17 protein-coding genes are annotated in these 20,735 nt (G+C 66.5%); 7 read left to right on the top strand and 10 right to left on the bottom strand.

The window, feature by feature from the left end:
- The 3 genes from BR78_RS0117535 to BR78_RS0117545 form a co-directional block, all read right to left on the bottom strand.
- Positions 1-1,350, bottom strand: a complete 1,350-nt coding sequence (locus BR78_RS0117535; RefSeq protein ID WP_029937242.1) for a sensor histidine kinase — start codon at positions 1,348-1,350, stop codon at positions 1-3.
- 106 nt (positions 1,351-1,456) lie between these two features.
- On the bottom strand, positions 1,457-2,125 hold the full coding sequence (locus BR78_RS0117540; RefSeq protein ID WP_029937243.1) for a response regulator transcription factor: 669 nt from the start codon (positions 2,123-2,125) through the stop codon (positions 1,457-1,459).
- A gap of 35 nt (positions 2,126-2,160) precedes the next feature.
- On the bottom strand, positions 2,161-2,505 hold the full coding sequence (locus BR78_RS0117545) for a hypothetical protein (RefSeq protein WP_029937244.1): 345 nt from the start codon (positions 2,503-2,505) through the stop codon (positions 2,161-2,163).
- A 74-nt stretch (positions 2,506-2,579) separates the two neighbouring features.
- On the opposite strand from BR78_RS0117545, the gene BR78_RS0117550 reads away from it, so the two are divergent.
- Positions 2,580-4,358 carry an ABC-F family ATP-binding cassette domain-containing protein gene (locus tag BR78_RS0117550; protein ID WP_029937245.1) on the top strand — a complete coding sequence of 593 codons (1,779 nt, stop codon included), beginning with the start codon at positions 2,580-2,582 and terminating at the stop codon, positions 4,356-4,358.
- Positions 4,359-4,427: 69 nt separating this feature from the next.
- Here the strand turns inward: BR78_RS0117550 and BR78_RS0117555 are convergent, their stop codons facing one another.
- The 3 genes from BR78_RS0117555 to mutS all read right to left on the bottom strand — a co-directional run bounded on the left by BR78_RS0117555 (position 4,428) and on the right by mutS (position 8,971).
- Positions 4,428-5,438 (bottom strand): sensor histidine kinase, encoded by a 1,011-nt coding sequence (locus tag BR78_RS0117555; RefSeq protein ID WP_051683400.1) that lies wholly within the window; start codon positions 5,436-5,438, stop codon positions 4,428-4,430.
- A gap of 80 nt (positions 5,439-5,518) precedes the next feature.
- Positions 5,519-6,328, bottom strand: a complete 810-nt coding sequence (locus BR78_RS0117560) for a DUF815 domain-containing protein (RefSeq protein ID WP_029937247.1) — start codon at positions 6,326-6,328, stop codon at positions 5,519-5,521.
- A gap of 60 nt (positions 6,329-6,388) precedes the next feature.
- Complete coding sequence (gene mutS / locus BR78_RS0117565; protein ID WP_029937248.1) at positions 6,389-8,971, bottom strand: DNA mismatch repair protein MutS; 2,583 nt, start codon at positions 8,969-8,971, stop codon at positions 6,389-6,391.
- Between the two features lie 209 nt (positions 8,972-9,180).
- Here mutS and BR78_RS0117570 point away from each other — a divergent pair, with 209 nt between their 5' ends.
- Positions 9,181-11,439: an NADP-dependent malic enzyme gene (locus tag BR78_RS0117570; protein ID WP_029937249.1), complete on the top strand. Its 2,259-nt coding sequence runs from the start codon at positions 9,181-9,183 to the stop codon at positions 11,437-11,439.
- A 4-nt stretch (positions 11,440-11,443) separates the two neighbouring features.
- On the opposite strand, the gene BR78_RS0117575 is transcribed toward BR78_RS0117570, so the two are convergent.
- Positions 11,444-12,232 (bottom strand): SDR family oxidoreductase, encoded by a 789-nt coding sequence (locus BR78_RS0117575; protein WP_029937250.1) that lies wholly within the window; start codon positions 12,230-12,232, stop codon positions 11,444-11,446.
- A 137-nt stretch (positions 12,233-12,369) separates the two neighbouring features.
- The gene (locus BR78_RS0117580) at positions 12,370-13,515 is read right to left on the bottom strand and encodes an acyl-CoA dehydrogenase family protein (RefSeq protein WP_029937251.1); all 1,146 of its coding nucleotides are present in this window, start codon (positions 13,513-13,515) and stop codon (positions 12,370-12,372) included.
- Positions 13,516-13,662: 147 nt separating this feature from the next.
- On the opposite strand from BR78_RS0117580, the gene BR78_RS0117585 reads away from it, so the two are divergent.
- A complete protein-coding gene (locus BR78_RS0117585) occupies positions 13,663-15,150 on the top strand; it encodes an MFS transporter (protein WP_231478305.1) in 1,488 nt (495 codons plus the stop codon).
- A gap of 104 nt (positions 15,151-15,254) precedes the next feature.
- On the opposite strand, the gene BR78_RS22025 is transcribed toward BR78_RS0117585, so the two are convergent.
- Entirely contained in the window at positions 15,255-15,410 is a 156-nt protein-coding gene (locus tag BR78_RS22025) for a hypothetical protein (RefSeq protein ID WP_197021398.1), read from the bottom strand.
- Positions 15,411-15,424: 14 nt separating this feature from the next.
- Positions 15,425-16,708, bottom strand: a complete 1,284-nt coding sequence (aceA, locus tag BR78_RS0117595; RefSeq protein ID WP_029937253.1) for an isocitrate lyase — start codon at positions 16,706-16,708, stop codon at positions 15,425-15,427.
- Positions 16,709-16,895: 187 nt separating this feature from the next.
- Here aceA and BR78_RS0117600 point away from each other — a divergent pair, with 187 nt between their 5' ends.
- The 4 genes from BR78_RS0117600 to BR78_RS0117615 all read left to right on the top strand — a co-directional run bounded on the left by BR78_RS0117600 (position 16,896) and on the right by BR78_RS0117615 (position 20,733).
- On the top strand, positions 16,896-18,272 hold the full coding sequence (locus BR78_RS0117600) for a helix-turn-helix domain-containing protein (RefSeq protein ID WP_029937254.1): 1,377 nt from the start codon (positions 16,896-16,898) through the stop codon (positions 18,270-18,272).
- 164 nt (positions 18,273-18,436) lie between these two features.
- On the top strand, positions 18,437-18,844 hold the full coding sequence (locus BR78_RS0117605; RefSeq protein WP_029937255.1) for a DUF2147 domain-containing protein: 408 nt from the start codon (positions 18,437-18,439) through the stop codon (positions 18,842-18,844).
- Between the two features lie 37 nt (positions 18,845-18,881).
- Positions 18,882-20,192 (top strand): OmpP1/FadL family transporter, encoded by a 1,311-nt coding sequence (locus BR78_RS0117610; RefSeq protein ID WP_443027684.1) that lies wholly within the window; start codon positions 18,882-18,884, stop codon positions 20,190-20,192.
- A gap of 79 nt (positions 20,193-20,271) precedes the next feature.
- On the top strand, positions 20,272-20,733 hold the full coding sequence (locus BR78_RS0117615; RefSeq protein WP_029937257.1) for a (2Fe-2S)-binding protein: 462 nt from the start codon (positions 20,272-20,274) through the stop codon (positions 20,731-20,733).
- Positions 20,734-20,735: the final 2 nt, after the last annotated feature.

Below are 20,735 nucleotides of genomic sequence, written 5' to 3' on the forward strand. Positions count from 1 at the left end.
TCAGCTCGCCGCCGGCAGTCGCAGGCGCACCAGCAGCCCGCCAAGATCGTCGCTCTCCTCAAGGCTGACGGTGCCGTCGTAGATCTCGGCGACGTCGCGAACGATGGCGAGGCCGAGCCCGGTGCCGGGCTTGCCGCTGTCGAGCCGGACGCCGCGGTTGAAGATGCGGATGCGGTCGGCCTCGGGAATACCATGGCCATCGTCCTCGACGATGATCTCGACGAAACCCGCCTGCACGCCCGCGGTGATGAACACGCTGCCGCCGCCATATTTGGCGGCGTTCTCCACCAAATTGCCGAGGATCTCGTCGAGGTCCTGTCGTTCGATATGCGCGATCAGGCCCTTCTGGCCGTCCACGTCGATGCGGACATTGGGATAGAGCCGGGCCACCGCCCGCTCGACCGCCTCGATCGATGGCCAGACTTGCGCGCGGCTGTGTGCGCTGCCGCGGCGGCCGACGGCGCGGGCGCGGGCGAGATGGTGATCGATCTGGCGGCGCATTGTCCGCGCCTCGCGAATTACGGTGGGGGCCAGGTCTTCCTGTCCCGCTGCGGCGGCGTTCATGATCACGCTGAGGGGGGTTTTGAGGGCGTGGGCGAGATTGCCGGCATGTCGCCGGGCCTCCTCCGCCTGACGGTCGTTGTGCTCGACCAAAGCATTCAATTCCTCGACCATCGGCGCGATTTCGGCGGGCATGCGATCCTCGATCCGCTTCGACTTGCCCGCGCGCAATCGTGCGATCTCCTTGCGCACCTTCCGCAGCGGCAGCAGGCCGTACCAGGTCTGCAGCCCGACCATCACGATCAGCCCGAGCCCTAGCAACACGAAGCTGCGCACCAAGGTCCGCCGCAAGGTCGCGATCTGCGCGTCGAGCCCGTCGCGGCTCTGCGCCACCTGGAACTTCCAGCGGACCGGCGATCCGGGGAGTTTCAGGTCGCGTTCGGCGATCCGCAGCAGCTGGTTGCTGGGATCGTTGGGATCGCGATCGGCGCGCGGGGTTTTGTCGACGAACTCGTCGCTGTCGTAGATATGAAGTTCGCGGTCGTCGTGGTGCTGATCGACACGCAGCCTGCGGTCCCACAGCGAGCGCGAGGGGAAAGGTTCGAATCCCTTGCCACTGATCTGCCAATAAGCGCCCGAACCGGGTTCTAGGAAGCGCTGGTCCGCCAATTCGCGATTCAGGATGACTTGCCCAAGCGAGTCGAGCTCGGCTGAGACGATCATGGAGGTCAGCAGATAATCAAGCTGCTCGTCGAAATTGCGAGTGAGCGCAGTGGTCAGCACGCCATTGAGGGCGTAGCCGCCGCCGACCAGCAGCACGAAGATCCACGCGCTGGCGATCAGGATCATCCGCCGGCTCACCGAGCCGCGGGCGCGCGCATATTGGCGTGGCTGGGGTTCGGGCGCCGCCTCGACGCTCACAGGGGACGGGGCATTGTCCCCTTCGAGTTCCATCTCAGGCGTCCGCGGGTTCCTCGAGGCTGTAGCCCAGCCCCCGGATGGTGGTGATCACGTCGGCGCCCAATTTCTTGCGGATCCGCGTCACGAACACTTCGATCGTGTTCGAATCGCGATCGAAATCCTGATCGTAGATATGCTCGATCAGCTCGGTGCGGCTGACCACCTTGCCCTTGTGATGAAGCAAATAGCTGAGCAGCTTGTATTCCTGCGCGGTGAGCTTGACCGGCTCGCCCGCCTTGGTGACCTTGCCCGAGCGCGTGTCGAGGCGGATGTCACCGGCGATCAGTTCGGCGGAGGCATTGCCCGAGGCACGGCGGATCAGCGCGCGGAGGCGGGCGATCAGTTCCTCCGTCTGGAAGGGCTTGGCGACATAATCGTCGGCGCCGGCATCGAGCCCGGCCACCTTGTCCGACCAGCTGTCGCGCGCGGTGAGCACCAGTACCGGCGTGGTCTTGCCTTCCTTGCGCCAGCGGTCGAGCACGGTCAGCCCGTCGATCTCGGGCAGGCCGAGGTCGAGGATGACGGCGTCATATTGTTCGGTCGAGCCGAGGAAATGCCCCTCCTCGCCATCGGTGGCGAGATCGACCGCATAGCCTGCGCCCTCCAGCGCATTGCGGAGCTGCTGTCCGAGATTGGGTTCGTCCTCGACGATCAAAAGTCGCATGCTCTAATCCCTGTGCTCGCGCCCGTAGCCGGCGCTCAATTGCCCGTGCGTCGAATGATGTTGCCCGTCCGCCCGTCGGCATCCACCCAGATCACCGATCCATTGCGCAGGAACTTGAGCGTGTAAATGTCCGTCGAGGGATCGTAATCGAATCCGAGATATTGCGCCCCGGGCATGCGGGGGATCACTCGCCGTTCGATCTCGCGGACCGGGAGGTTCTGGCCCCGCTGGCGGCGCTGGTTGGCGGCTTCCTGATTGCTGTCTTGTCCGACCAGGAGGACGCGCGCGTCGGCGCTCCCGACGAGCGAGAGGCCTGCCAGGCATGCGCATAAAACCGGTTTCGCCAGCATCTTCATCCGCATGACATAGGGTTCGGCCATTGAATAGCCCCTGAACGTCGGTGTCAGCCGGCTGTAACTTGCAGCGGACGTTCGGGCCCCCTAGGTGGCGCGCCATGGCTGCACCTGTACTTGCATATGAGGGCCTCGGACTGGTCCAGGGTTCCGGCTGGTTGTTCCGCGGGCTCGACCTCTATATCGGCGAGCGCGACCGGCTAGCGCTGATCGGGCGCAACGGCGCGGGCAAATCGACTCTGCTTCGCCTGATCGCCGGCCGGATCGATTCCGACGAGGGCCGCCGCACGATCGTGCCGGGTACGCATGTCGTCCTGCTGGAACAGGATCCGCAGGTGACCAGCTTCGACACTTTGCTCGATTTCGTCCTCGCCGGCGACGATGCGCCGGAGCGCTACGAGGCGGAGGCGATTGCGGACCAGCTCGGCATCGATCTCGGCCGCGACGCCACGACTGCCTCGGGCGGCGAGCGCCGCCGCGCCGCGATCGCGCGTGCATTGGCGCAGAACCCCGACGTGCTGCTGATGGACGAGCCGACCAACCATCTCGACATCGCGGCGATCGACTGGCTCGAATCATGGTTAAGCCGCTACAACGGCGCATTCATCGCGATCAGCCACGATCGCACCTTTCTCACCCGACTGACCAAGCAGACCCTGTGGCTTGACCGCGGGGCGATCCGCCGCGCCGAGATCGGTTTCGGCGGCTTCGAGGCATGGACCGAACAGGTCTATGCCGAGGAGGAGCGCAACGCGCAGAAGCTCGATGCGAAGCTCAAGATCGAGGAGCATTGGCTGCTGCGCGGCGTCACCGGGCGCCGGCGGCGCAACCAGGGCCGGCTGACCAAGCTAAAGGAAATGCGTGCCGAGCGTGCCGCCATGATGGGGCCGCAGGGCGCCGCGAAGCTCGCGATCGGATCGGACGATGCACAGACCAAGGTGGTGATCGACGCCAAGCACATCACCAAGCGCTTCGGCGACCGTACGATCATCAAGGACCTGACGCTGCGCGTAACCAAGGGCGACCGGATCGGCGTGGTCGGGCGGAACGGCGCCGGCAAGACGACTTTGCTCAAGCTGCTCACCGGCGAACTCGCGCCCGACGAAGGCAGCGTGCGGCTCGCCAAGACGCTCGACGAGGTCATCATCGATCAGCAGCGCAGCCTGATGGATCCCGCCAAGACGGTGCGCGACGTGCTCACCCAGGGCGGCGAATGGATCGACGTGCTGGGGGTCAAGAAGCACATCCACGGCTATTTGAAGGAGTTCCTGTTCGAGCCCAACCTCGCCGACGCGAAGATCGGCACGCTTTCGGGCGGCGAACGCTCGCGATTGCTGCTCGCACGCGAATTCGCGCGGCCGTCGAACCTGCTGGTGCTCGACGAGCCGACCAACGATCTCGATCTCGAGACGCTCGACCTGCTTCAGGAAGTCATCGCCGACTATGAAGGCACCGTGCTGATCGTCAGCCACGATCGCGACTTCCTCGATCGCACGGTGACAGTGACGCTCGGGCTCGACGGCAGCGGCAAGGTCGACGTCGTGGCCGGCGGCTATGCCGATTGGGAGGCGCGCCGGACGGTGCGGGCCGAGCCCAGAAAGATCGCGCCGAAACCGGTCGCGACAGAAGCGCCCCGGCCGAAGGCGACCAAGCTCAGCTACAAGGACCAGCGCGACTATGATCTGCTGCCCAGGCGGATCGAGGAAATCGAGGCGCAGATCGCGAAGGACGAGGCGGCGCTGGCCGATCCCGATCTCTACGCTCGCGATCCGGGCAAGTTCGCCAGCCTGAGCGACGGGATCGGCAAGTTGCGCGACGAGAAGGACGCGGCGGAAATGCGCTGGCTCGAACTGGCCGAACAGGTCGAGGCTTTGGGGTAATATCCACCCGCCGTTCGCCCTACCCCGGCACAAGGCCGGGGTGACGTGGCATTCCAGACGCTCGCTCGATTACCCCTCCAGATCCACCGCAACTACGGTCCCCTCCGTGCCGCTCTCGGTTCGGATCGTTCCTCGCGCCTGCCGGGCAAAGCCTTCGATCAGCCGCTGCCCGAGACCGACCGGACGCTGGTTCGGTGCCCCGGCAGGCATGCCGGTGCCGTTGTCGGCTACGATCAGGCGCCAGCCTCCGGGCCGTCTCTCGAACCGTACATGGATCGCGCCGCGCTCGCGATCTCCGAATGCGTGCTTGGCGGCGTTGGTGACGAGTTCATTGACGATCAGGCCGATCGACACGGCCCGATCGCGGGACAGCGCCGCGTGATCCGCCGCGCACGCCAGCGTGATCGCACCGCGCCGGAACAGTGCCTCTTCCAGCGCGGCGCAGAGTTCGTGGATATAGGTCGCCATGTCGACCTCGCCCGGAGCCGCGGCGCCGCGATATAGATGGCGATGCGCACGCGCGATGCTTTCGACGCGCGCCAGCGCGCTGGCCAGCGCTTCCGCGGTCTCGCCGTTGCCGGCGCGGCGGCGCTGCATTTCGAGCAACGATGCGACGAGCGTGAAGTTGTTCTTCACCCGGTGGTCGAATTCCTCGAGGAACAGATCGCGCTCGGCAATCTGGCGGTCGCGCTCGGCCGTGGCGCGGCGTACCGCCAGGCGGAAAGTTTCGGCGACGGCGAGCATGATCACATAAGCGATCACGATGACGAGCAGCCGCGGTCCGTCCGCCGGACCCTTGGGGTAGAAGGAATACAGCGGCGGCAGCAGGAAGTACCAGGTGTGGAGCAATGTCAGGAGGGCGGCGAGCGCGCCCGACTGCCAACGCGCGAAGAGCGCCGCGACCAATACCGCGGGGTAGCCCAGCGCGAATGGACCGGCGCCGGGTGCGAAGATGTCGACGAGTGCGCGTGCGGCTATTCCGGCCGCCGCGCAGAGAAACGCGAACAGCGTTTGCGTCACCCAGGCCGGCGCATACGGCGCCAGCCTTTCGGGCAGGTCGAGTTCTCCTATTCGCCCCATCTCCGGGAAGGGAACAGGCGCGTTCGTCCTGCTGCTGTCAAGCCTCGTCTTGGTTATAGTTGATGTGGATCAACTTTATTTTACAAAGACTTGGCCGAGCGCCCGGCGAGATCGACGACATACTGCCATGCGACTCGTCCCGAGCGGCTGCCGCGTCGGGTCGCCCAGTTGATCGCCTCGGCGGGATCGAAGCTCAGGCCATGCGCCTCGGCATAACCGCGCACGATGTCGACATAGGTATCCTGGTCGATCGCGTGGAAGCCGAGGCTCAGCCCGAAGCGGTCGGCGAGCGCGAGACTGTCGTCTACCGAATCGCGCGGATTGATCGCGCTGGCCTGCTCGGCGATGTCGCGCGGGATCAGATGGCGGCGGTTCGACGTGACGATCAGCCGCGTATTGGCCGGCCGTGCCTCGGCGCCGCCTTCGAGCAGCGAGCGCAGCGCGCGCGCGTCGCCTGCGGCATCGAAGCCGAGATCGTCGAGAAAGATGACGAATGGCCGGGCCGAGGCGGCGAGCAATGCGAACAGTTCGGGCAAGGCATCGAGATGCTGGGTGACCGCCTCGACCAGCGCGAGGTTTCCGCCCTTCGCCTGCACCGCCGCGACCGCGCTCTTGACCAGCGCCGACTTGCCGGTGCCGCGTGCGCCCCAGAGCAGGACGTCCTGCGCGGCGCTGCCTGCCGCCAGCCGCGCGAGATTGGCGAGCAGCGCATCGCGCTGCGGCTCCATTCCGCGGAGCATTTCGAGTGGCAATGGCGCGAAAGCCCGCGCCGCCGCGAGGCTATGCCCACGCCATACATAAGCGGGATGGGCGAGCGGGTCGGCAGGCGGGGCGAGTGGCGGTGCAAGGCGTTCGAGCGCCTCGGCGATGCGGGTCATCGGGTCGGTCATCGCGGGCGGCTATAGAGCAAATTCGAGTCAAGGTGAGCCGCTAACGCGCACCACGGAGGCCTACGCGCCGTCCCCAGCGAGCCCCTTCAACCGATACAGCGTCTCCAATGCCTCGCGCGGACTAAGCGCGTCGATGTCGATCGCCTCCAGCTCCGCCCGCAGTGCGTCGACTTTCTCCTCCTCGGCCTCCGCCGCCGCGGCGAACAATGGCAGATCGTCGAGCCCCGCGGCGATCCCGCCGGTCTTCGCGCGTCCTGCCTCGAGCTTGTCGAGCACAGCTTTGGCGCGCCGGATCGTCAGTGGCGGCAATCCCGCGAGCCGGGCCACCGCAAGGCCGTAGCTCCGGTCCGCCGGCCCTTCCGCGACTTCGTGGAGCAGGACGAGCTCGCCCTTCCATTCGCGCGCGCGGACATTGTGGAGCGTCAGCGCGTCGCAGCGCTCCGCCAGCCGGGTCAGCTCGTGATAGTGCGTCGCGAACAGGCAGCGGCAGCGGTTATCCTCGTGGATAGCCTCGACCACCGCCCAGGCGATGGCGAGCCCGTCATAGGTCGAAGTGCCGCGCCCGACCTCGTCGAGGATGACGAAGCTGCGCGGCGTCGCCTGCGCGAGGATCGCCGCGGTCTCGACCATCTCGACCATGAAGGTCGATCGGCCGCGCGCGAGATTGTCCGATGCGCCGACGCGGCTGAACAGTCGGTCGACGAGGCCGAGCGTGGCGCGGGTGGCGGGGACATAGCTGCCCGCCTGCGCAAGCACCGCGATCAGCGCGTTCTGGCGCAGGAAGGTCGATTTACCGCCCATGTTTGGCCCGGTGACCAGCCACAGCCGCGAATCTTCCGAAAGCGTGCAGTCATTGGCGACGAAACGCCCCCCGGCGCGCGCGACCGCTTCCTCGACCACCGGATGGCGCCCGCCCTCGATCTCGAAACAGGCGTGATCGACCAAAGCCGGCCGCGTCCAGCCGGCTTCGGCGGCGCGCTCGGCGAGCGCCGCGGCGACGTCGATCCGGGCGAGCGCGTCGGCGGTCGCGGCAACCGCCTCGCTGCGTTCGAGCGCACGGCCGGTCAGTTCTTCGAGATGCGCCGCTTCGGCGGTCAATGCATGCGCGCCCGCCTGCGTCACCTTGATCGCGACGTCGTGCAGATCGGGCGCATTGAAGCGCACCACTCCGGCCAGCGTCTGGCGATGGGTGAAGCCGCTGTCGGGCCTCATCAGGGGGTCGGCGGCGCGCGCGGGTACTTCGATATGATAGCCGAGCACGCCATTGTGACGCACTTTGAGCGCCGTGATGCCCGTGCGCGCGCGATACTCCGCCTCCAGCGCGGCGATCGCGCGCCGCCCGCCCGCGCCGGCATCGCGCAGATCGTCGAGCGCGGCGTCGTACCCCTCGGCGATATACCCGCCGTTCGACGCGTCGATCGGCGGTTCGGGGACGAGCGCACGGGCGAGCAGGTCGATCAGCGCGCCGTGCCCGCGCAGCTGCGGCGCCAGCTCGGCGAGCAGAGGAGGCGGCGTGCCGATCGCGTCGAGCCGCTCACCCAGCCGCCACGCGCCGTCGAGGCCGTCGCGAAGCTGGCCCAGATCGCGCGGCGATCCGCGTCCCGCCGCCAGCCGGCCGAGCGCGCGCCCGATATCGGGCAACGCGCGCAGGCTCGCGCGCACCATGTCGCGGAGCCCGCTGTCGTCGTGGAAGCGCTGCACGAGATCGAGCCGCGCATCGACGGCCCCGCGATCCATCAGCGGTGCGGCGATGTCCTGCCCGAGGAGGCGCGCGCCCGCGCCGGTGACGGTGCGGTCGACTGCGTCGAGCAAGCTGCCTTTGCGCGTGCCCGACTGGCTGATGCACAGTTCGAGGCTTTCGCGGGTTGCGGCATCGATCGCCATGGCCGCGTCGGTGCGGCTGAGGCGCGGCGGCCGCAGGAACGGCAGCGATCCCTTCGCGGTATGCTCCAGATAGGCGACCAGCCCTCCCGCCGCTGCGAGCCCTGCGCGGGAGAAATTGCCGAAGCCATCCAGCGTGGCGACACCGAAGAGCCGCTTCAGCCGCGCTTCTCCGTTCGCGCTGTCGAAATCGGCCCTGGGTCGCGTGGCGGTGCCGAGCTCGGCGAAGTGCGTGCCATCGCACACGATCGTCTCGGCCGGGCTCAGGCGCGCGATCTCAGCCGCGATGCGATCCATATCGGTCTCGACCACTTCGAGGCGCCCGGTCGAGATGTCGGCGCAAGCGATCGCCACTCCCGTCGCGGCCTCGCCGATCGCCACGCACCAATTGGCAGTGCGGCTGTCGAGCAATGCCTCCTCGGTCAGCGTCCCCGCAGTGACCACGCGAACGATCGCGCGGTTGACCAGTGCCTTCGACCCCATGCGCTTGCGCGCCTGCTCGGGCGTCTCGGTCTGCTCGGCGATGGCGACGCGGTGCCCCGCCTTGATCAGCCGGGCGAGATAGCCGTCCATCGCATGCGCCGGCACCCCGCACATCGGGATGCGCTCGCCATCATGCTCGCCGCGCGCGGTGAGCGCGATGTCGAGGCAGGCGCTGGCGATTTTCGCGTCGTCGAAGAAGAGTTCGAAGAAGTCGCCCATGCGATAGAAGAGCAGGCAATCCTCGGCCTCGGCCTTGAGGGCGAGATACTGCGCCATCATCGGAGTGGGAGCGGCGGAGGACATGCGGCTTCCGGGTTAGCCGAACCCGCCCGCCGATCAACACCGTGGACCGGATTTTCTGGGGACGAATCGCGGACGCCATCGGGCATGGCTGGTGGTAGCGCTATCATTTTTCCGTGCGCATCGTGTTTCGGACGTGTTGCGGCTCCGGAACGTCGCTCCTAAAGGGTCGATGTCAGGAGAGATGCATGGCTGAGGAATCGAACGTCCAGTTTTCGGAGCGCGAGGCGCTGTTGTACCACTCCGAAGGCCGGCCGGGTAAAATCGAGATCATCGCCTCGAAGCCGATGGCCACCCAGCGTGATCTGGCGCTTGCTTATTCGCCCGGCGTCGCGGTGCCCGTCCGCGCGATCGCCGAGGATCCCTCGCTCGCCTATGACTATACCGCCAAGGGCAATCTGGTCGCGGTGATCTCCAACGGCACGGCGATCCTCGGTCTCGGCAATCTCGGTGCGCTCGCCTCGAAGCCGGTGATGGAAGGCAAGGCGGTGCTGTTCAAGCGCTTCGCCGACGTCGATTCGATCGACCTCGAGCTCAAGACCGAAGACGTGGATCGCTTCATCGACGCGGTGGAGCTGATGGAGCCGAGCTTCGGCGGGATCAACCTGGAGGACATCAAGTCCCCCGAATGCTTCGTGATCGAGCAGACCCTGCGCGAACGCATGAACATCCCGGTCTTCCATGACGACCAGCACGGCACTGCGATCATCGCCGCGGCGGGGCTGATCAACGCGCTTCACCTGACCGGGCGCGACATCAAGACCGCGCGGGTGGTGATGCTCGGCGCCGGCGCCGCGGCGATCGCCTGTGCGGAGCTGATCAAGGCGATGGGGCTGCCGCACGACAATCTGCTGATGCTCGACCTGACCGGAGTGATCTATCAGGGCCGGCAGGAGCATATGAACCAGTGGAAGTCGGCGCATGCCGTCGCCACGGAGAAGCGCACCCTCGCCGACGCGCTCGACGGCGCCGATGTGTTCGTGGGCCTCGCCTCGGCCAATTCGCTGTCGCCCGAATTGCTCAAGACGATGGCGCCCAATCCCATCGTCTTCGCGATGGCAAATCCCGATCCCGAGATCAGCCCGCCAGTCGCCAAGGCGGCGCGCCCCGATGCGATCATCGCCACCGGCCGTTCGGACTATCCGAACCAGGTCAACAACGTGCTCGGCTTCCCGTTCATCTTTCGCGGTGCGCTCGACGTCCGTGCGACGACGATCAACGACGCGATGAAGATCGCCGCGGCGCGCGCGCTCGCCGAGCTCGCCCGCCAGCAGGTGCCCGAGGAAGTCGCCGCCGCCTATGGCACGCAGCACAGCTTCGGTCCCGATTATATCATCCCGGCGCCGTTCGATCCCCGGCTGATGGAGATCGTCCCCGCGGCGGTCGCGCAGGCGGCGATGGATTCGGGGGTGGCGACCAAACCGATCGTCGACATGGCGGCCTATCGCCAGTCGCTGCGCGCCCGCCTCAATCCGACGACTTCGGTGCTCAGCCTCGCTTATGAAGGCGCGCGCGGCAATCCGAAGCGCGTGATCTTCGCCGAGGGCGAGGAGGAAGTGGTGCTGCGCGCGGCGATCGCCTTCAAGGAAGGCGGATACGGCACACCGGTGCTGGTCGGGCGCGAATCGGTCCATGAGCGGCTGCAGAAACTCGGTGCGAATCCCGAGGATTTCGAGCTGCACAACAGCGTCAACTCGCCGCTGGTGCCGCGGATGGTCGAGTTCCTCTATAACCGGCTCCAGCGCCGCGGCTATCTGCGCCGCGACATCGAACGCATCGTCAACCGCGATCGCAACATCTTCGGCGCGCTGCTGCTCCAGCTGGGCGAGGCCGATGCGATGATCACCGGCGTTACCCGCACCTATGCCGAGACGATGCGCCAGGTGAAGCGGGTGATCGATTATGAGGAAGGCCGCACTGCCTTCGGCATCCATGTGCTGGTCGGCCAATCGCACACGGTGTTCATCGCCGACACCACGGTCAACGAGCGGCCGACCGCCGAGGAACTCGCGGCGATCGCCGAGGGCACCGCACAGGTCGCGCGGCGCATGGGCCACGAGCCGCGTGTCGCGTTCCTCAGCTATTCCAACTTCGGCAATCCCGAAGGCCGCTGGCTCGACAATGTCCGCGGCGCGATCAAGCTGCTCGACCAGCGCTCGGTCGAATTCGAATATGAAGGCGAGATGTCGCCCGATGTCGCGCTCAACCCGCGCCAGATGGCGAAATACCCGTTCGCGCGGCTCTCAGGCCCCGCAAACGTGCTGATCATGCCTGGGCTTCAATCGGCCAACATCTCGGCCAAATTGCTCCGTGAGCTAGGCGGCGATTCGACGATCGGCCCGATGCTGATCGGCATGGAGAAGCCGGTCCAGATCGCACCGATGACCGCGACGGCAAGCGAGCTGGTGACGTTGGCGGTGCTCGCTGCGGGGGGGATCGCCCGCTGAGACGTTAGCCGTCGATGCTGCCGCCAAGCGAGGCGTTGACCAGCCCGCCATCGACGGTGATCGTGTCGCCGATCACATAATCGCCCGCGCGGCTGGCGAGGTAGATCGCGGTGCCGGCCATGTCCTCGTCGCTGCCGATACGCTTCGCGGGAATCGCCTTCGAGACCGCGTCGCCGTGATCGCGGGCAGCCTTGTTCATGTCGCTGGCGAAGGCGCCGGGAGCGATCGACGTGACGTTGATGTGATCGCGCACCAGCCGCGCGGCCATGCGTTTGGTCAGGTAGATCAACGCCGATTTCGAGGCGTGGTAGCTGTACGTCTCCCACGGATTGAGCCGCTGACCGTCGATCGACGTGATGTTGATCACCTTGGCGGGACGCTCGGCCGAGCCGCCGGCCTTGAGCAGGGCGTGCAGCGCCTGGGTCAGGAAGAAGGGAGATTTGACGTTGAGGTCCATGACCTTGTCCCAGCCCTTTTCGGGGAAGGTCTCGAACGGCTCGCCCCAGGCCGCGCCGGCATTGTTGACGAGGATGTCGAGGCGGGCTTCGCGTGCGGCGAGGTCCTCGGCAAGCGCGCGGCAGCCTTCGACGGTGGAGATGTCGTGCGGCAGGGCGATGCAGTTTTCGCCGAGCGCCGCCGCGGTTTCCTCGCACGCTTCTGCCTTGCGCGACGAGACATAGACCTTGGCGCCCTGGGCGACGAAGCCGCTGACGATCATCCGACCGATGCCGCGCGATCCGCCGGTGACGAGCGCGATGCGGCCGTCGAGGCGGAAAAGGCTGTTGGTGTCCATCTTCTCTCTCCTGTTTCTCCCTCTCCCGCTTGCGGGAGAGGGCCGGGATGATGGTTAAGCGGGGTGCCCTCGAAATGGCATTGCATCGAACCCTCCCCTAACCCCTCCCGCAAGCGGGAGGGGGATTGTTCTGCCTCTCATCCGCCGCGTTTCAATGTCTCTCTCGCGATGATCAGCTGCTGGATCTGGCTGGTGCCTTCGTAGATCCGGAACAGCCGCACGTCGCGGTAGAGCCGTTCGATGCCGTAATCAGCGATATAGCCCGCGCCGCCGAAAATCTGCACCGCGCGATCGGCGACGCGGCCGACCATCTCCGATGCGAAATACTTGGTCGCGGCGGCTTCCATCGTAGTGTTCTCGCCGGCGTCTTTACGCGCCGCGGTCTCGAGCATCAGCGCGCGCGCGGCCATCGCCTCGGTCTTCGAATCGGCGATCAGCGCCTGGATGAGCTGGTGCTCAGCGATAGGCTTGCCGAACTGCTTGCGCTCGCTGGCATAAGCGACGCAATCGGCGATCAGCCGTTCGGCCACGCCGACGCATACCGCCGAGATGTGCAGCCGGCCGCGATCGAGCACTTGCATCGCAAGCCTAAAGCCCTGGCCTTCTTCGCCGAGTCGGTTGGCGGCGGGAACAGGCGTGTCGTCGAGCACCACGTCGGCGACGCGCGCACCCTTCTGGCCCATCTTCTTCTCGGGCTCGCCGATCGACACGCCGGGCAAATCGCGGGGGACGAGGAAGGCCGAGACGCCGCGGCCCCCAGGCTCGTCGCTGGTGCGCGCCATCACGGTGAAAAGCTGCGCCTTGTCGGCATTGGTGATGAAGCGCTTGGTGCCGGAGAGGCGATAGATGTCGCCGTCCCGGACCGCGCGGGTCTTCACGGCACCCGAATCCGATCCGACATCGGGCTCGGTCAGCGCGAAGCTAGTGATCACTTCGCCGCTGGCGATCCGCGGCAACCACTCGGCCTTCTGTTGCGGCGTGCCCGCCATCACCAGCCCCTGGCTGCCGATCCCGACATTGGTGCCGAAGGTCGAGCGGAACGCCGGCGTGGTGCGGCCGAGCTCGATTGCGACCTTGCATTCCTCGAGCATCGTCAGCCCGAGCCCGCCATATTCCTCGGCGATCGACAGGCCGAACAGGCCCAGCCCCTTCATTTCCCCGATCACTGCGTCCGGAATGGCGTCGGCGGCCTCGACCTCGCCTTCGAGCGGGCGCAGCCTCTCGCTCACGAAGCGGCGGATCGTATCGATCAGGGCATCGAAGATCTCGGGATCGAGCGCCATCGGGGAAACCGTTCCTGTTGTTCTAAGCGGGATGCTATAGCCTACCTTCACAGTCCGACAAGCCATACCCGATATTCCAATACCCGTGATTGACGCGGCCCTCGCACCACTTATGCTGCAGCGGAATCGTGCGTGAGAGGATCGGCCATGGCCGCCAACGAAGCGAACCAAGCCTCTCCCGCCATTCCGCCGGTCCGCCGGGTGCGTCAGGGCACCATGCTGGCTTATGGCTTCGGCGCAGTGGCCTATGGGGTGAAGGATTTCTGTTTCTCCACCTTCCTCTTGCTCTTCTACAATCAGGTGCTCGGACTGCCTTCGGCGCAGGTCGGCTTCGCGATCATGTGCGCATTGCTGCTCGACGCGTTCATCGATCCGGCAATCGGGTTCCTCTCGGATCGCACACGCGGACGCTGGGGGCGGCGGCATCCGTGGATGTATGCTTCGGCCGCGCCGATCGCGCTCGGCTGGCTGCTGCTGTGGAACCCGCCGGCCTGGTCGCATCAGGCGATGCTGGTCTGGGTGTTCGCCAGCGCCGTGCTCGTGCGTACCGCGGTCTCGGCTTACGAGGTGCCGTCGCAGGCGCTGAGCCCCGAGCTTTCCGCCGATTATGACGAGCGGACGCGGATCATGGCGTATCGCTATCTGTTCGGCTGGGCGGGCGGCATGGCGATGCTGGTGGCATCCTACAGCTATTTCCTCGCGCCCGAGCCGGGACAGGAGACCGGTTTGCTCAACCGGCAGGGCTATGTCGGCTTCGCGCTCGCCGGGGCAGTGGCGATGTTCGTCGCGATCCTCGTTTCGGCGTTGGGCACGCACCGCGAGATCAAGAGGCTGCCGCGCCCCGAGATCGAGCGCCAGTCGCTCGGCGCCAATTTCCGCGAGCTGCGCGAGAGCGTGCGCAACCGTGCCTTCCTGATCCTGATGGCCGCGGGGATCTGCTATTATTCGGCGCAGGGGATCAGCTATGCGCTGTCCAACTATCTCTACGCGCACGTCTGGGGCTTTCGCGGCGCCGACTTCCAATGGCTGGGGCTGATCCTGCTGATCGGCGTGGTGGGCGCGTTCCTGATCGCGCCGCGTGTCGCGAAGCGCACCGGCAAGCCGGTGGCGGGGATGGGATTCATGATCGCGGCGGCGGTGCTTCTCACTTTGCCGTATTGGCTGCGGCTGGCGGGATTGTTTCCCGAGCCGGGCAACCCCGTGCTGGTGCCGCTGCTGCTTGCGATCTTCACGATCAACGCGACCTGCTCGGTCTCGTCGACCATCCTCGGCGCATCGATGATGGCCGACGTCGTCGAGCATTCGGAGGTCGAGACCGGGCGGCGCTCCGAAGGGGTGTTCTTTGCCGGCGCGTTCTTCGTCCAGAAATGCACGAGCGGATTGGGCATCTTCGTCGCGGGCTCGATCCTTGCCATCGCCGGCTTTCCCGAGGCGGCGAAGCCGGGGAGCGTACCGGTGGAGACGGTGGACCGGCTGACGATCCTGTTCGCCGCGCTCTATCTGTCGCTCGGCTTCGCGGCGGCGTTCTTCTACCGGCGTTTCCCGTTCGGCAAGGACGAGCATCTCGAGCGGGTCGAGCGGCTGGCCGCCAGCGGTGTTCCGGCGAAGGCCGGAGCGTTGGAGAGAGAAGGCTGACGGCTGCCAACGCTCCAGCCTTCGCCGGAACACCGGATACGGGAAATGCCCGCCGGAGGGGAATCCTCCGGCGGACATCCTTTCCTCCCCAGGAAAGTCTCGCCTCAGGCGACGCGGCCGAGGCGGTGATAGAGATTGGCGTATTTGGTCGATTCGGGCTGGTCCTTGATCTTGCGCAGATGCGTGCCGACCGCCTCGCGGAGCAGGCGGAAATCCTCGGTCGAGAAGACGGCGCGGCTGCGCTGGGGTTCGTTGGTCATGGTAGTGGCTCCTTTCAGGCAGCTTGCTTGTTGAACTGGGCGGCTTCGGTGCTTTCGGCGAGTGCGGTGGTCGAGCTCTCGCCGCCGGCCACCGCCTGGGCGACCGCGTCGAAATAGCCGGTGCCGACTTCGCGCTGGTGGCGCGTCGCGGTGTAGCCGTTGGCTTCTGCGGCGAATTCGGCCTGCTGGAGCTCCGAATAGGCGGCCATGCCGCGATCCCGGTAACCGCGGGCCAGCTCGAACATGCCGTAATTGAGCTGGTGAAAGCCTGCGAGCGTGACGAACTGGAACTTGTAGCCCATCGCGCCCAATTCGCGCTGGAAGCGGGCGATGTCGTCCTTGTCGAGATTCTTCTCCCAGTTGAAGCTCGGCGAGCAATTATAGGCCAGCATCTTGTTCGGGTGCTCGCGCCCGATCGCCTCGGCGAAGCGACGGGCGTCGTCGAGATTGGGCTTCGATGTCTCCCACCACAAAAGGTCGGCGTGGCTGGCGAAGGCGAGGCCCCGCTTGATGCAGTGATCCACGCCGGTGCCCTCCTTCAACCGGAAGAACCCTTCGGCGGTGCGCTCGCCGGTGAGGAATTCGTGGTCGCGCTCGTCGACGTCCGACGTGATCAGCTTTGCGCTCTCGGCATCGGTACGGGCGCAGATCACCGTCGGGACCCCGCAGACGTCGGCGGCGAGGCGCGCGCTGTCCAGATTGCGGATATGTGCCTGGGTGGGGATCAGCACCTTGCCGCCGAGGTGCCCGCATTTCTTTTCCGATGCGAGCTGATCTTCATAATGCACCCCGGCGGCGCCTGCGGCGATGTACGCCTTCATGATCTCGAAGCAGTTGAGCGGGCCGCCGAAGCCGGCTTCGGCATCGGCGACGATCGGCGCGAACCAGTCGCGCGTGGCGCCGCCTTCCATGTGCTCGATCTGGTCGGCGCGCTGGAGCGTGGCGTTGATCTTCCGCGCCAGCTCGGGCCCGGCATTGGCCGGGTAGAGCGACTGATCGGGATACATCTGGCCGGCGGTGTTGGCGTCGGCCGCGACCTGCCAGCCCGACAGATAGATCGCCTTCAATCCGGCGCGGACCATCTGCATCGCCTGGTTGCCCGAGAGGGCGCCGAGGGCGTGGATATACTCCTCCGACTTGAGCAGCTCCCACAGCTTGAGCGCGCCGCGGCGGGCGATGGTGTGCTCGACCGGCAGTGAGCCGCGCAGCCGCGCCACGTCCTCGGCCGAATACGGACGGACGATGCCGTCGAAGCGGCCATTGGGCGCGGGGACCAGATCGTCGAAGCTCGTCGGCATTGTCGATTCCTTGACAGTTTGTGCCCGGAATATCGGCGCCGTTGATGAAGTTGACTATTCCCTTATAAAGGAAATTGGCGTCTGATTGTGGCCCACCGCTTGTTTGTTGATTGTCGTCATGTAAATTATTTACAAATTCTCGCCGAGTCGGCGAAGGAGAACATAGCAGGAACAAAGGCATTTGGGAATGGCGGATCGCAAGCTCTTCGCGGGACATTCGATCCGCCGGCTGCGGCGCCAGCTGGGGCTGACCCAGGCGGCGATGGCCGAGGCGCTCGATGTCTCGCCGAGCTATCTCAACCTCGTCGAGCGCAACCAGCGTCCGGTTTCCGCGACGGTGTTAATGCGGCTGGCGCAGACCTATGATTTCGATCCGCGCACGCTCGCCGCGAGCGAACCTGGTGGCGGCGCCGAGGCGATCCGGCGGCGGCTCGCCGATCCCTTGTTCGCCGATCTCGAGATCGACCGGCACCAGCTGGAGGAATGGCTGGCGGGCGCGCCCGGCGGCGCCGAGGCGTTCGCGCGCGCTTATGACCGGATCGGCGGCGGCGCGGCGGGCACTCCCGAGCCCGACGATGCCGGCCGGCAGGTCCGCCGCGAGATCGAGCGCTGGCGCAACCATTTCGCCGATCTGGATGCCAGGGCCGAGGTGCTGGCGGACGAGCTGCGTATCGCCGCGGGCGACCTGTACGGCGCGATGGCCGAGCGGCTGCGGTTCAAGCATCAGCTCGCGGTGCGGATCCTGCCCGCCGACGTGATGCCCGATCGGATGAAGCGGCTCGACATGCACGCACGGCAGATCCAGCTCTCCGAAATGCTCGACGCTCCCGCACGCAGCTTCGCGCTCGCCGAACGGCTGGCGACCGAGGCGCGGCCCGAGATCGATGCGCTGGTCAAGGGCGCGGCGCTCGATCGCGCCGCCGAGCGGCTCTACCGGCGTCACCTCGGCGGCTATTTCGCCGCGGCGGTGATGATGCCGTACGCCCGGTTCCTGCGCGCATGCGAATCGAGCGGCTATGATCCGGAACTGCTCCAGCGGCGCTTCGGGGCGAGCTTCAGCCAGGTCGCGCACCGGCTGACCACGCTCCAGCGCGTCGGCGCGCGTGGGCTCCCGTTCTTCCTGCTGCGAGTCGATCGCGCGGGGCAGGTTTCGAAACGCTATGCCGGGGCGAGCGGGTCACCGCTGGTCGAGGGGCCCGGAATCTGTCCTTTGTGGAATATTTTTGACGCCTTCGCGCGCGACGAGATCCTGAGCCAATTGGTCGAGCTCGAGGACGGCAGCCGCTGGTTCACGCTGGCGCGCGCCGTCCAGCCGCAGGGTGCGCGCGTGGCGAGCGTGCCCGCTCGCTTCGCGATCGGCATCGGATTGGCGGCTTCGGACGCGCGGACGCTTGCCGTAGCGTCCGGGCGCGACCTCGCCGGGCGCGCTGTGCCGATCGGGCTCGGCTGCCGGGCATGCACGCGCCCCGATTGTCCGCAGCGATCGGCGCCTCCTGCCGGCCGCGCGATGCTGGCGAACGAGCGCGAGAGCGGGGTGACGCCGTTCGGTTTCGCGAGCGATTGAAACCGGGCCGTGCAACTTTCCGGACATAAAAGGACATAATTGGGTCGGTTTGCTTTGGAACTAGCGCCCGCGGGCATGGTTTGCGTGCCCGGGTACGGGCTTGTCCCGATGCCGTCCCGACCTCCGCCGAATATCCGGTATGGGGGCGTGTCGAGAGGATGCGTATGTTGCTTACCCTGATCGGACTGTCCCTCGCGGCCAGTCCACAATCCGCCGATGCGGCGATGGGCCGCTGGAAGACCGAGACGCGCGGCGGAATCGTCGAGATCCAGCGCTGCGGCGCTTCGATCTGCGGGCGGATTCTCACGTCCGATCTGCTGCGGACCAATCCGAACCTGAAGGACGCCAAGAATGCCGACGCCGCGCTACGCAATCGGCCGCTGCGCGGGCTGCAGATCCTGAGCGGTTTCACCCAGAGCGGCGGCAGCTGGACCGGCGGCAAGATCTACAATGCCGAGGACGGCAAGACCTATGGCTCGGACGTGACGCCGTCCGGCGCCGACCAGCTCAAGGTCCGCGGCTGTGTGTTCAAGCCGTTCTGCAAGACCCAGACCTGGACCCGCGTGCGCTGAGGCGCCGCCCTTCTGCTTTTTCTGTCCGCGTACAAGGATGCGTATCATGTCGACTCTCAAGCTTTCGCTCGCCGCCGCAACCGCGCTGGCAGGCTCGGTGGGTTTCGCCGCTTCGGCCAATGCCCAGGCCTTTTACCTCCAGGAACAGGCGGCACGCGCCGCGGGCCGCGCCTTTTCGGGCGAGGCGGCCGACACCGGCGCGGCTTCCTTGTGGTGGAACCCGGCGTCGATCGCGGGGATGACCGAAGGCGAGGCGACGATCAGCGGCTCGCTGATCCTGCCGCGCGGCGAGGTCGCCGATACCGGCACGCTGATCCGCCGCCCGGGCGGCACCTTCGCGCCGGTCGGGGGAGACGGAGTGACACGCAATCCGATCAGCAACGGCGTGCTGCCGTCGGGCGCGATCGCGATCCCGCTCGGCGATCGCGTCGCGGTGGGTCTCGCAGTCACCTCGCCCTACAGCTTCACCACCGATTATCCCGAGACGAGCTGGGCGCGGTACAGCGCGCTCAAGACCGAGCTGCGCACGGTCGACATCCAGCCCTCGGTCGCAGTGGCGGTGACCGACTGGCTGCGCGTCGGCGCGGCGCTCAACGTCGAATATACCGATGCGAGCCTCGGCAACGCGCTTCCCAATATCCTCGCGGCCTTGCCCGACGGGCGGCAGGAACTGAAGGGCAATGGCTGGGACCTGGGCTGGAGCGCCGGCTTCCAGATGCATAATGATTTCGCCACGATCGGCGTCAGCTACAAGTCGGCGATCGAGCACAAGCTCAAGGGCGATCTCGAGATCAGCGGGCTGGTCGGCCCGCTCGCGGCTTCGAACATGTCGCTCTCGGACGTCGAGGCGCGCTTCTATACTCCGGCACAGGTCATCGTCGGGGCGCGCTTCCGGCTGAGCGATCGCTTCACGCTCAACGGCCAGGTGGTCCATTATGGCTGGGGCAAGTTCGATGCGATCCGCCTCGGTTCGCCGCTCAACACCGCGATCCCCGAAAATTACCGCGACAGCTGGAGCCTCGCGACCGGCTTCGATTATGCAGCCTCGCAAAAGCTGACGCTTCGGGCCGGGGTCCAGCACGCCCAGACCCCGACTCGCGACGGCGAGCGCGACGCGCGCGTGCCCGATTCGGATCGCTGGAACTATGCGGTCGGCGGATCCTATCAGCTGACCCCGAGCTTCGCGCTCGACGCCGGCGCCAATTATGTCGACTTCAAGGATGCGACGATCGACCGGGTGACCGCGGCCTATCCGGGAACCGCGGCGCAGACGCCGATCCTGACCTCCGGCGAGCTGCGGAACGCACATGCCTTCGTGCTGTCGCTGGGCGGCCGGCTGAAGTTCTGAGCGGGCGGTAATTTTCCGCTTCGCGAGCAGCGGAACGTGTGTCTATGATCCACTCCGGGGCGGCGCCGACGGAGGGATCATGGCCACCGATTTCACGCTCAACGGCAAGCCGGCAAGCTTCGACGGCGATCCGGAGACGCCCTTGCTCTACGTCCTGCGCGACCATCTCGGGCTGACCGGCACCAAATATGGCTGCGGGATCGCCCAGTGCGGCGCGTGCACCGTGCATCTCGACGGCAAGAACCGGCGTTCGTGCGTGACGCCGGTTTCGATGGTCGCGAACCGGCAGGTCACCACGATCGAAGGGGTGGCGGGCAAGGAGGCCAAGGCGGTGCAGAGCGCCTGGGTCGCCATCGACGTGCCGCAATGCGGCTTCTGCCAGTCCGGACAGGTGATGTCGGCGATCGGCCTGCTCAAACTCAAGAAGAAACCGAGCGACGCCGATATCGACGCGGCGATGGCGGGCAATATCTGCCGCTGCGCCACTTATGTCCGGATCCGGCAGGCAATCCATGACGCCGCCAGAGCGATGGAGGCCTGAGC

The organism is Sphingomonas sp. UNC305MFCol5.2, assembly GCF_000712135.1.
Taxonomy (GTDB): Bacteria; Pseudomonadota; Alphaproteobacteria; order Sphingomonadales; family Sphingomonadaceae; genus Sphingomonas.